Raw genomic sequence first — 12,000 nt, forward strand, 5'->3', positions numbered from 1 at the left:
TTACTCCCCCTTGGAATGGCTTAGTTTAGATGCCGCGCAGAGCGGGCAACTGCATCATCCAAATGTTTCTTGGCATTACCTTTTTCGATCATCGTCGCTTCGATGGCACGCTCTAGGTTGGTTTGAATTTTGCCCCAGTCTTCGTGTTTCAAGAAGGCGTTCGACTCACGATTAGATACAGCCAAAATGTCGAAGAATGGCTTGAAAATCGGATCCGTTGTCATGTTGAGTTCTTCAGCAACACTTGTGCGGATCGGCAAATCGTTTGTGCGCAATTTGACCGCTTCGGCTGATGAGAAGAATTTTACGAACTTCCATGCCAATTCAGCATTTTTGGTGTCTTTTGCAACGGACATTGCAGAAGCGCCAATTGATGAATGCACTGGTTTATCGCCAAACGAAGGCAGCGTTGCCACACCGTAATTGATACCGGCTTCTTCAATGCCGCTTTTTGACCACATGGCGCTTTGATACATTGCCAGCTTGCTGCCTTTGAATAGGGCAGAACCAGATGTGTTGTCGCCAATGCCGAGCACCACAGCTTCTTCATTCTTCGCCATATCGGCAAACATAGAAAGCACTTCAACAGCTTCAGGGCTGTTCATGTACCCATCCACTGCGCTGCCATCAGCGGCAATAAAGCGGGTGCCATTTGACCAGAAGAATTGCTCGTAGTCGAATGGATCGGGCTTAGCCTCTACAGCATAGCCATAGACTTTGCCTTCTTTATCACGGAATTTGGCTGCCTTTTCGCGCAACTCAGCCCAGGTCCAGTTTGCGCTTGGCGCTTCAACACCAGCGGCCTCAAACATGTCCTTATTGTAGAAAACAACATGAGTGGTAAACCCGGCTGGCATGCCATAGGCTTTGCCATCGATACGTGTTGTGTTGATCAAACCAGCAGGTATATCGCTAAGGTTCATATCTTCGGCATCACGCGCCATCAACTCGTCTAGCGGCATCAGCGATTTGTAATATTTTGGGTAGTTCCACATGTACATTACGTCAGGCGGGTTCCCAGCGCCAAATGATGCGATCAGCTTTTGATCATACCCGTCAGCATACGGTTCCACTTGAACTTTTACACCCGGGTTTGCAGCTTCAAAACGCTTGGCGATTTCTTGCTGAATGGCCAAGCTTTCGTCGCTATCCCAAGTCGCAAAACGCAACACGTCTTCTGCGAGCGCCGAGCCGCCAATTGTGAGCGCCGCAACCGCCGAAGCAAGTGCTAGCTTTTTTAAATTTTTCATTATTCCTCTCCTCTTCCTGTCGCATTTCGCGACCCTTTTTGTCGATCAATAAGCGATCGTGTTTCCGCGTCCAACGCACGCGGGATTGCGTCCCCGTCAGGATTGAATATGTGACAATGCTGGGCAGGAAATTTCAGATGAACCCGTTCATTTGCGACCACAGGATGCGTACCACGGGTGATAATTGTAAAATTCTGGCCGTTATCTAATGCCAGATGCACTTGGCTCTCTGTGCCCAAACGCTCAACAAGGATGACTTGGCCATGAGCATCTGCATCGCGCTCATCAACCAGTTCAATATTGTCTGGCCGAATACCCAATGTGTGTTCACCATCAGACAGATCGGCAACATCTTCACGCATTGTGATATCAATTGCATGATCGAGCGAATTACCCACAACCCTGATCTTCTTTTCGGGCAATGCCTTGGCTTCAACTTTGATAAAATTCATTTTTGGTGAGCCAATAAAACCTGCAACAAACAAGTTCTCTGGCGCATAGAACAGCTCAAGTGGCGTGCCAAATTGTGCAACTTTACCCTTGTCTAAAACCACGACGCGATTTGACAGGGTCATCGCCTCTACTTGGTCATGGGTCACATAAATCATTGTGACGCCCAATCGCTTATGCAGGTTAGCAAGTTCAACCCGCATGGTAACGCGCAGCCCTGCATCCAGATTAGATAGGGGCTCGTCGAGCAAAAACAGTTCAGGGTCGCGCACAATTGCCCGCCCAATCGCAACACGCTGCCGCTGGCCGCCTGAAAGTTGCTTGGGGCGGCGCTTTAACAGGTCCGAAATTTGTAGAATATGCGCTGCATTTTGCACGCGCTCTTCGATTTCTCTCCTCGGCACACCGTTCAACGACAAGCCAAACGACAGATTTTTATAAACACTCATGTGCGGATAAAGCGCGTAGTTCTGAAAAACCATCGCAATGTCACGTTTGGCAGGTGGCAAATTGGTGACTTCACGTTCGTCTAAAACCACAGCGCCAGCATTGATTTTTTCCAAGCCGGCGATGGATCTAAGTAGGGTGGTTTTACCGCAGCCCGACGGGCCAAGAAAACTTACGAACTCACCATCACGAATATCCAGATCAACACCTGAGAGTACAGGCACATCTCCAAACTTTTTGTGTAGCTGTTTGATTTTTACGCCAGCCATTTATCACCCATTTTCCCTTAGGTATCATTAGAAATATAAACGTTTAACTTTTCAAGTAAAGTCTTCATTCAATTTCTTTTGACAATTGTCTTCTGTGCTTATCATGCAACTCATACGAACCACCAATTCAAAACAGCATTGGTAAAATCCGCTGTTGAATATTAAATCTGCCAAATGGCCACGTCATAGGGAGCCAGCTCCATCCCGCCAACTAAGAATTGCGTTTCTGTTGGCAAATCAAGCTGCTCAGGTTTATGAGAAAAATTGAATGCGAACTTCAGGTTTTCACGACGTGTGACCCGCACATTGGTTGCAACGTTTGGTGATGCGAAAACGTCAGCCCAACTTGTCAGCTTGCCAACCACTTCCTGCAGTAGGCTTGGCGTGAAGTGCGTTGCACCATACCAACATTTGTCATTTCCCACGAGTGCAGGTGAGCCTTGTCGGAACTCAGATTGGAACGTTGCCAGCACCGTCTCGTCACTTACAATATGCTCACGCCAATTGCCCAAGTCACCCAGGATCCCGTCGAGTTCTACGCGGTCCTTATTGTAGGGGGGCAAGGATTCCACACGTTCCACTTTCACATCAATTAAACGGGTAAAGTTTCCTGGCGGCAACTTGGTTGGTATATGCATGTCTTTGGTTTTGCTGCCTGTTCGTGCGCCCAAATAGACCTTGGCTGAACTCTCTTCTAACTTGTCGACAAACGCTGAATTATCAATGATCATATCCGGCACAACCACTAACTTATAGTGCTCAAGGTCAGAATGCGGACCGACAATATCCACGTCAATGCCGCGCTGAGAAAAGGCAACATACCAATCCATAGCAACCCGAGAACTGGAATAATCTTCACCCTGCGGCAATGCATGGGCAGCCCATCGAGATGGATAATCGAGCACCAACGCTACCTCTGATTGCTGGCGCTGCCCCGTTTCTGGCAACAAAGCGCTTTCACGCACAACTTGTTCAACCTCAAGAAACCCTTGGTCAGGCTCATTATTGGGCAATAATAGACCCGCATGAAACTGTTCTTGTGCAAATTTTGATTGTCGCCAACGGAAATAACAAACCACATCGACGCCATGCGCATATGCCAGCCATGTCCACAGCCTTGTCATCCCATCTTGAGGTGATTGATTGTGTTTCGCCCAATTTACTGGTCCGGGCTGTTGCTCCATAATCCAAGCTTTTCCTTGCCCAACCTGTCGGTACAAATCATTGTTGAATGCAGGTTGATCAGGAATTCCAGTGCGCAGCCGTTCTGCCTTTTCTTCGTCATCCAACCCTGCATAAACCAAGGCGCCCATTGGGTAACTATCCCATGAAGCAAAATCGATATCCTTACCCACCGCATAATGGTCGAAGTCAGTGTTATGCCCCATGAAGTTATGGGTGATTGGGCGACCCGGCGAGAGTTTGCGCAGCAGGTCCACCTGCATCTTATTAAAACTCACAACTTGATCAGATGAGAAACGATAAAAATCTAACAGGTGGGTAGGGCTTGGTTCCTCAACTAAATTATTAGGTAATTCAATTTGGCTGAACGATTGGTAGGTCATCCCCCAAAAGCGGGTGCCCCACGCTTCATTCAAACAATCTATGGCTTCATATCGAGCGCTCAACCACTTTTGAAAAGCTGTTTGTGCAACATCTGAATAGCTATAGATTGTATTGTGATCGCCATATTCATTGTCGACTTGCCATGCATGCACGAATTCGTTTTTACCGTATCGATTGGCAAATGCTTTTGTAATGCGCACCGCATGTTCGTGGTAAATGTCGCTTGAAAAACAATAATGGCGGCGTGCGCCGAACTTACGCACATTGCCATGTTCATCCACAGGCAGTATTTCGGGATGTTTATCAACCAACCATTTAGGCGGGGCAGCTGTCGGCGTACACATCACGACCTGCAGACCCGCTTTTCCCAACGTATCGACCGCCTGGTCAAGCCAATCCCAATCGAACTCACCTTCGCTTGGCTCAACCAATGACCAGGTAAACTCAGCAATGCGGACCCAAGTCAAACCCAAAGCGGCCATTTTGCGCGCATCATCTGCCCACATTTCTTTCGGCCATTGCTCTGGGTAATAACAAACGCCCAACTCCAACATACTAATCGCTCCGTGCTTTCGCTAAACTGAAACCCAATCCATTTTTCAGACTCATACACAATTTGACAAAAATAAAAACGATTATATTTTGAAATGAACAATCAATGTGAACTTTGAGCTATCTCTATTCCATCAAAAGCAGGTGCCCATCAGGGCATAAACTGAACCAGTTTCCAAGGTCGAGAAGGTTGGCGAGAGGATCACGGCTAACGGCGCATCCGCACTAAAGTTTGCGGCACGAATTGCCTGGGACGAATTTGGGTGCGAGCACAAAATCTTCTATTGGATCTGCGTGGCCTTCAGGGTTGGTAATGCGGTGCAGGATACGTTGTGAAATGATATGACCAAGTTCCAGTGTGTCTTGAATGACCATAGTAATGCGCGGCGTCATGACCTCGCTCCATTGGATATCGTCAATCATCGCTAGCGATACATCGTTAGGGCAATTGAAGCCGAGTTCTTGCATGGCTTGAAGCGCCGCCAGCGCTGCGACGTTATTAACGCCTATGATCGCGGTAGGGCGTTCTTTTTGAACGAGTAAACGCATGGCCGCCTCATATCCTGCTTGGCGCGAAAACTTACCATTCACAATGAAGTTGGGGTTGATATCAACTCCCGCGCCCATCATCGTATCTCGAAAGCCGCGATAGCGTTCGCTGGCTGTATGCATGTGTTCGGGACCTGCGATGAATGCGATATCGCGGTGGCCCAATTGCAACAAGTGTTCAGTTAACATTGCGCCGGCCAAATGGTTGTCAGAGCCGACAAAGTCGCGCTCGATCCCGGGCACTTTTTGGTCAAAGCATACGATAGGAATTTTCAATTCTTTGATGAAATCAGTGTATTTCTCATCAAATCCGGCGGGTGACAGCACAAGACCTGCGACTTTTAAGCCGATCAAGTGTTTCACCAATTGTCGCTCTCGTTCCTCTTCACCAGAAGAGTCAGTAACCAACACAAAATGGTTTTGCGCCAAAGCATGGTTTTCCAACTGCCTACGGATGTCGCCGAAAAATGGGTTACCCACATGACCAACCACAAAGCCGATCATCCGACTTTGCCCACGCGCAAGACTTTGAGCGAGCGGATCTGCGACATAACCCACTTCTGTGACCGCGCTTCGAACACGCGCAAGTGTTTTTTCACTCACACGGCTCGGACTATTCAACGCAAGAGAAACAGTAGAAACAGAAACCTTTGCAAGCTTGGCGACATCACGAATATTAGGCATAAAACTATCGAACCGCTTCCATTAATATAATAATTCTCTTGTCTAAGTAAACCAGCATGTTGACGAAGAAAACTATCAGACTATCGCCGTTTTGCAAGCCAAATAGCGAGCCACTCTCGTTTCGAGCCTTGACATTCGCCAATGCCTGAGTCCAGTATTGGCTATCGAACCGGTTCGAACAAGTAGAATTTAGGGAGAAATATTTTGGATCAAGCTCTGCCAACACAGAAATTTTCAGACACGAATGATGGCAAGGCGTGGTTCACTTCTGACCGTTTTGGCATGTTCATCCATTTCGGACTTTATGCCTTGGGTGCGCGCCACGAATGGTTGAAGCATCGCGAAGAGATAACAACCCAAGATTACGCAAAATATTTCGAGAATTTTGACCCAGATTTATATGACCCTCAAGAATGGGCGCGTGCTGCGCGTGAGGCGGGCATGAAATATGTCGTGCTCACCGCCAAACACCATGAGGGTTTTTGTCTTTGGGACAGCAAGTTCACCGACTACAAAGTCACTAATACGCCATATGGCAAGGATATGCTTGGCCCCTATGTAGATGCTTTGCGCGCTGAGGGTCTGAGGGTAGGTGGCTCCATATTTAGCGCAAATGCGCAAGATGCAACTGTGAATTTATCGTTGCAAATGTGGGGAAGCGAAACCGACGCGGCTCTATGGCAAAGCCTTGCTGATCTCGTAACCAAAGAACACCCCAACATCACAGTGACCCCAGAAATTTCGGGTTGGACGGATTATTGGACTTCTTGATGAGTTCAGCTTCGATCCATATCCCCAACATGCTGACCGATCAAAATCTGGCCATGCAGGCAATCGTCATCGTCTCGCTTTGGGCTGGCATTGGCTACAATACCGTGTTGTTTAACGCCGCGCTTGATATGGTGCGCGAAGACTATGATAATGATCAGGTCCGCGCCGTAATGATGATTGAAATCGTCGGAAAATCCACCGCCGACGTCATTCGAAAACTACGCGGCCTACCAGAAATCCACACCATCCACTCCACCAACGGCAATTGGGATCTAATCGCAGAAATCCACTCGGGATCATTGTCCGAGTTCGACAATGTATTGCGCAAAGTCCGCATGATCGACGGGATTTTGAATTCTGAAACGAACTTGTTGCTTAGTTCTGTTTGAGGCGAATAGCGCTAAAGCGTTTTCGCTCAGTCAAATAGAGTACCTGTCATCTTGCACTTCAGATCAAGCGGGTTTGGTTAGGTCGGAAGATAGAAGGGCGGGAAGCGGACTTTCGTTGCTGATGCGAAAGAAGCGTTATGTGGGGGGGAGAAATCATGAACTGTAATGTTGTTGGGTTTAGTGTTTTACGTCGCGCCCAATATCTTGGAACCTGTTCGTCTTCCAGTCAGGATTTGCACTAAATTCTACCGTCAGGAATTCGATGAAGGTACGGACGCGCGAAGGCATATATTTGGCTGCGGCGAAAATGGCGTGAATGCCTTTGGTCTGGGTGCTCGCGTCGCACAATATCCGTACTAAACGCCCATTTGCGATGTCGCGTGATACAACATAATCTGGGCAAAGTGCAATCCCCTGAGCCCCCACAGCCAAATCCCGTGAAGATCTGGCTGAATTGACTTTAAAACTCCCCTTCACCGGGATGCTATACGATTGGGTGCCGTGCGTGAATACCCAGTTATCCCCAGACCGCATATTGGTGTCACGAATACAATCATAATTGATAAGGTCGTCTGGAATTTTAGGTGTTCCATTTTCTTCAAGATAGCGCGGCGATGCTACGGTCCAAAGCTCTGTTGCCCCTAACTTTCGGGCGATCAAACTAGATGTCTCCAACTCACCGATACGTATCGCTAAATCGAACCCTCCCTCGGTCAAACTGACATAACTGTCGCTGAGTTTGAGGTCGAATGAAATGTCCGGATGATGGTTGTGAAACGCGCAGAGCAACGGTTGAAGATAGAGTTCTCCGAACGTGCTGGGGGCAGAAATCCGCAGTAAACCTAATAGATTTGCCGTATCATCGCGTAGGCTCGTATTAAGATCGTCAATCTCATCGAGTATCCGAAGAACTTGATCGTAATATCGTTGCCCCTCACTGGTAACGCTGATCCGTCGGGTCGTTCGATGTAATAATCGTAATCCAAGGTGATCTTCAAGCTGCGCGATGTATTTGCTGACTAACTTTTTAGATATCGAGAGCCGGTCCGCCGCGTTGGTGAATGAACCTGCTTCAACTACAGCGACAAATGTTTTCATACCATCAAGAGTGTCCATGATTGTCCATACTACGGCGAAAGAGTTTCTGCAATAGGTCTATTTATCAGCTCAATTGAAGCTGTCATACCAAACCCATCGGACAGCTATGTTGGCGAAATAAACGCTGCATTCGCGTAACGACAGATGAACACACAAGGACTTTGAGAATGACATACAACCTAAAAGCTGCCCTCGTAGCTGCGATCATTACACTCCCTGCAGTCCCCACTTTGGCCGCAGATATGAGCCCCAGCCACGTATCCATGCCGCACGGGATCACCGCAGAACAATTCTATAATGGCGGCTCCACTTCCGGCACGGAAGCGCAGTCTCATATCGACAAATTTGATGTTTTGGATTTCGAAGTATTCTCAGGGCAACAATGGGAACGTTTACATGAAAGCCACGACGAAAATATCATCGTTACATGGCCTGACGGACACTCTACCACAGGTATTGAAGTCCATATCTCGGATCTCAAAAACATGTTTGTCTTTGCGCCAGATATTTCAATCAAAACGCACCCTGTGAAAATTGGATCTGGTGACTGGACGACAGTTATTGGCGTTATGAGCGGCACGTTTTCCGAACCAATGCCAATTGGTGAAGGCCAATTCATTGAGCCTACAGGGCGAACATTTGAGTTAAAAATGGCGACAGTGGGTTTTTGGCAAGATGGTCTCATGATTCATGAATGGCTGTTCTGGGATAACGACACATTTTATCGTCAACTTGGATTGCGCGACTAATCACGTTTTGTGGCGCTGCAACACAGTTGCGGCGCCCTTACCCGTTTGACTCATAAGACCTAGACAACCTGTTATCTTGAAGGAGTAATTTTGTGCTGATCAATGGAGTATGGCAAAAAGACTGGCAACCAGTTCAGTCAAAAGATGAGGACGGTCGGTTCGTCCGCCAGCAGTCAGTGTTTCGCAATTGGATCACGCCCGACGGATCCGCTGGGCCAACGGGAAAAGCTGGTTTTCAAGCACAGGAAGGGCGTTACAGGTTATACGTGGCATTGATCTGTCCTTGGGCATCAAGAACATTGATCGCACGTCAACTTAAAGGTTTAGAGGAGATGATTGCAGTCACGGTGCTGAATCCGCGTTTAACAGATCAAGGATGGGCCTTTGGTGGTTTTTACGGCGCCGATGAAGACCCTATGTTTAGATCGTCTTTCATGCATGAACTATACACACGTGCGGATTCTACATACACGGGTCGCGCTACAGTACCGGTGTTGTGGGACATGCAGGCCAACACTATTGTCAACAATGAGAGCGCAGACATTCTACGCATGCTCAATACGGCTTTTGATAACGTTGGCGCGATTGGGCCAGACCTGTATCCAGCCTTTCTGGCGGATAAGATTGACGCACTCAACACCGAAATTTACGAGACGCTCAATAACGGTGTGTATAAAGCGGGTTTTGCTTCATCACAGCAAGCATATGAGGAAGCAAACGCCGAAATTTTTGCACAACTTGATCAGCTTGATGCGCGCTTATCGGACGGCAGGCGCTTTGTGTTTGGGGATGCAATCACAGAAACGGATGTCCGACTTTTCGTGACGTTGATCCGTTTTGATGCAGCGTATCACGGCCTGTTCAAGACCAATCATAAACGCATTGCCGATTACCCCCATTTGCAGGCGTTTTTGAAATCACTGTTGGCCTTGAAGGGGGGCCGTGAAGCCGTTGATATTGATCACATAAAGGCGGGTTACTACTCAGTAAAGGCGCTTAATCCTTTAGGAATAGTGCCCAATGGACCCGATCTTTCGGCCCTAGGATTATAAGACATGCAACCAGCTTTATTTTTACCACATGGCGCGCCTGATTTGGCGATCGCTGACATTCCTGCGGCAGTGTTCCTAAGATCAGTGCTTAATGACGCAAAGCGACCAGATGGGATCGTCATCATTTCAGCCCATTGGGAAACGGCAGGCTTAGAGATGACCTCAGCACCCACGCTTTCGACTATCCGTGATTTTGGTGGGTTTTCTCAGGATCTGTACGCCATTTCATATCCAGCAAAAACCAATACGTGGCTAATTGAAACTGTTGAAGCGAACTTACGAAACAACGGTATTTCAGTTACCAAAAACACCTCTCGAGGCTTGGATCACGGCGCTTGGATCCCCTTACGCCTTGCGGTGCCTGCTGCCGATATTCCTGTCGTGCAAATTTCATTGCCGCGTCGAAGTCAACCGGCAGGCTACTTTGAGTTTGGCCGAACGCTATCTGCTCTTTCAGCCCAAAATATTTTGGTGATTGGCTCCGGCGCATCGGTTCATAATCTGCAACGGATCAGTCCGGAAAGCACGTCCCCTCCTAAGTGGGCTGAGGAATTTGACGATTGGGTTGAGCGGACTTTGGCCGCACGTGATTGGTCTACCCTTTTTGAGTTTGCACACACACAAAACGGTCGGATGTGTCACCCCGCGCCAGAGCATTTTCTACCACTGCTCATGGCGGCAGGTGCAGGAATGGGACAAAATGGCACGGGTCAGGCCCAGCGGTTGCATCGCAGCTGTAGCTACGGCTCAATAGGCATGTCGGCGTGGGCGTTTACCCATGAAGCATGACCTCGCCAAGACCCTGGCACAAACGGCCTTGGCAATAGCTACGCAGCGCGCGCTTTCACCTTTGGCTATTGTCATGTTGGACGCTGGTGGAAACATCAAGCACGCTACCGTTCAAGATGGTGCCGGGCCCTTGCGCTTTCCAATCGCCCAAGCCAAGGCCTATGCCGCTATCGGCATGGGAATGAGCACAAGCGATCTGTTTCAATTGTTTGAACAGGGTGTATTACCCGACCGTTTTTCAGCTTCGATCAGTGCCGCTGCCGACGGGAAATTTGCGCCTCAACCCGGAGGCGAGCTCGTTTGGCATGACGGGAACATCATTGGATCAATCGGAATTTCCGGCGCATCATCCGCCGAAGACGCTGCCGTTGCTCGGTCTGCGTTAAGAAGTGTTTTGCCTATTGGTAGTCTATAGCATAAAGAAATTGACGTTTACACGTGCAGAATTTGCGAACAAGACGAAGGTCCGCTACGGCCCGAAAATGGCCAAACGGGCTTTCTATTTTTAAATAAATGCCATCCCTCAAACCCGATCCCCAAGCCCTTTAAAAAAGCTTCCAATTTCTTCAAACGTGCCGCATGTTTCATAGGCGATTAGGGTGGCGCTGGTCCATTTTTCAAGGGGGGTGAGTTCGGTTTCAAACGCCTCAACTTGCGCGAATTGGGCAGCATTTAGCTTTAGCTTGCGCACTTCCATCAGCATCGCCAAAAACTCATGTACTTTATGCATGGCCCGATAAGCGTCAAACATCTCTTGTGATTCATCAGGGTGATCACGCCAAGATCGGCCATCAAAAATCTGATTGGTCACCCGTTGCCCTGCGCCAAAGCAATTGTAGCGTATGCAGCCGCGAAATCCCTGATCGTCCAAGCTGTCATGAATGGCGCAGGCGTGCTGATCATCCAAATGTTTGCACGGCTCGGTCGCTTGCTTGTCATAGGCAAACATCGCGGACTTATCGAACGCCAGCGCCACGCAGCAATAGGCAGCGCAGTTTTTACAATCTGGTTCTAGACTGATTTTAGCCAAATGATTTTGCATGGGGCAGTGCTACCTGAACCAGCAAGCAAGCGCAATCGTGTCAAAATTTGACTATTTGATAAAAATTTTAACTTCACCTATGTTGCGCCTTGCGGTTAGGGGGCAAATTGTGAGACAACGGCCCCACATTTTGACGCCACAACCAAACGAGGTGAGCCATGAAATTTTTCGTCGACACTGCAGAAGTTGCAGACATTAAAGAACTCAATGAAACCGGTCTTTTGGACGGTGTTACAACCAACCCAAGTTTGATCGCCAAATCGGGCCGCGATTTCCTCGAAGTTGTTAAAGAAATTTGCGACATCGTAGACGGCCCTGTTTCCGCCGAAGTTGCCTCAACCGA

13 protein-coding genes are annotated in these 12,000 nt (G+C 48.4%); 7 read left to right on the top strand and 6 right to left on the bottom strand.

The window, feature by feature from the left end; genetic code table 11:
* Positions 1 to 20: 20 nt before the first annotated feature.
* The 4 genes from ACSHWX_RS05160 to ACSHWX_RS05175 form a co-directional block, all read right to left on the bottom strand.
* On the bottom strand, positions 21 to 1,250 hold the full coding sequence (locus ACSHWX_RS05160; protein ID WP_435667116.1) for an ABC transporter substrate-binding protein: 1,230 nt from the start codon (positions 1,248 to 1,250) through the stop codon (positions 21 to 23).
* Complete coding sequence (locus tag ACSHWX_RS05165) at positions 1,250 to 2,416, bottom strand: ABC transporter ATP-binding protein (protein ID WP_435667117.1); 1,167 nt, start codon at positions 2,414 to 2,416, stop codon at positions 1,250 to 1,252. The genes ACSHWX_RS05160 and ACSHWX_RS05165 overlap by 1 nt, the downstream gene beginning before the upstream one ends.
* Positions 2,417 to 2,577: 161 nt before the next feature.
* Positions 2,578 to 4,536, bottom strand: coding sequence for a beta-galactosidase (locus ACSHWX_RS05170; RefSeq protein ID WP_435667118.1), 1,959 nt, complete (start codon positions 4,534 to 4,536; stop codon positions 2,578 to 2,580).
* 223 nt (positions 4,537 to 4,759) lie between these two features.
* Positions 4,760 to 5,767, bottom strand: coding sequence for a LacI family DNA-binding transcriptional regulator (locus ACSHWX_RS05175; RefSeq protein ID WP_435667119.1), 1,008 nt, complete (start codon positions 5,765 to 5,767; stop codon positions 4,760 to 4,762).
* 204 nt (positions 5,768 to 5,971) lie between these two features.
* Here ACSHWX_RS05175 and ACSHWX_RS05180 point away from each other — a divergent pair, with 204 nt between their 5' ends.
* Together ACSHWX_RS05180 and ACSHWX_RS05185 are read left to right on the top strand one after the other, a co-directional pair.
* Entirely contained in the window at positions 5,972 to 6,538 is a 567-nt protein-coding gene (locus tag ACSHWX_RS05180; RefSeq protein ID WP_435667120.1) for an alpha-L-fucosidase, read from the top strand.
* Entirely contained in the window at positions 6,538 to 6,927 is a 390-nt protein-coding gene (locus ACSHWX_RS05185; protein ID WP_435667121.1) for an Lrp/AsnC ligand binding domain-containing protein, read from the top strand. The genes ACSHWX_RS05180 and ACSHWX_RS05185 overlap by 1 nt, the downstream gene beginning before the upstream one ends.
* Positions 6,928 to 7,104: 177 nt before the next feature.
* Here ACSHWX_RS05185 and ACSHWX_RS05190 read toward each other — a convergent pair whose 3' ends face one another.
* On the bottom strand, positions 7,105 to 8,043 hold the full coding sequence (locus tag ACSHWX_RS05190; protein ID WP_435667122.1) for a LysR family transcriptional regulator: 939 nt from the start codon (positions 8,041 to 8,043) through the stop codon (positions 7,105 to 7,107).
* 149 nt (positions 8,044 to 8,192) lie between these two features.
* Between ACSHWX_RS05190 and ACSHWX_RS05195 the strand changes: the two genes are divergently transcribed.
* The 4 genes from ACSHWX_RS05195 (at position 8,193) to ACSHWX_RS05210 (ending at position 11,030) form a co-directional block, all read left to right on the top strand.
* Positions 8,193 to 8,774, top strand: a complete 582-nt coding sequence (locus ACSHWX_RS05195) for an ester cyclase (protein WP_435667123.1) — start codon at positions 8,193 to 8,195, stop codon at positions 8,772 to 8,774.
* 92 nt (positions 8,775 to 8,866) lie between these two features.
* Complete coding sequence (locus ACSHWX_RS05200) at positions 8,867 to 9,826, top strand: glutathione S-transferase family protein (protein WP_435667124.1); 960 nt, start codon at positions 8,867 to 8,869, stop codon at positions 9,824 to 9,826.
* A 3-nt stretch (positions 9,827 to 9,829) separates the two neighbouring features.
* Entirely contained in the window at positions 9,830 to 10,615 is a 786-nt protein-coding gene (locus tag ACSHWX_RS05205) for a DODA-type extradiol aromatic ring-opening family dioxygenase (RefSeq protein WP_435667125.1), read from the top strand.
* Positions 10,605 to 11,030: a GlcG/HbpS family heme-binding protein gene (locus ACSHWX_RS05210; RefSeq protein WP_435667126.1), complete on the top strand. Its 426-nt coding sequence runs from the start codon at positions 10,605 to 10,607 to the stop codon at positions 11,028 to 11,030. The genes ACSHWX_RS05205 and ACSHWX_RS05210 overlap by 11 nt, the downstream gene beginning before the upstream one ends.
* 108 nt (positions 11,031 to 11,138) lie before the next feature.
* Here the strand turns inward: ACSHWX_RS05210 and ACSHWX_RS05215 are convergent, their stop codons facing one another.
* Positions 11,139 to 11,657 (bottom strand): hypothetical protein, encoded by a 519-nt coding sequence (locus ACSHWX_RS05215; protein ID WP_435667127.1) that lies wholly within the window; start codon positions 11,655 to 11,657, stop codon positions 11,139 to 11,141.
* 158 nt (positions 11,658 to 11,815) lie between these two features.
* Between ACSHWX_RS05215 and ACSHWX_RS05220 the strand changes: the two genes are divergently transcribed.
* Positions 11,816 to 12,000: transaldolase family protein (locus tag ACSHWX_RS05220; RefSeq protein WP_435667128.1), on the top strand; the 185-nt coding region annotated here is incomplete at its 3' end.

It is taken from the genome of Maritalea sp. (assembly GCF_051251695.1).
In the GTDB taxonomy this organism is placed as follows: Bacteria; Pseudomonadota; Alphaproteobacteria; order Rhizobiales; family Devosiaceae; genus Maritalea.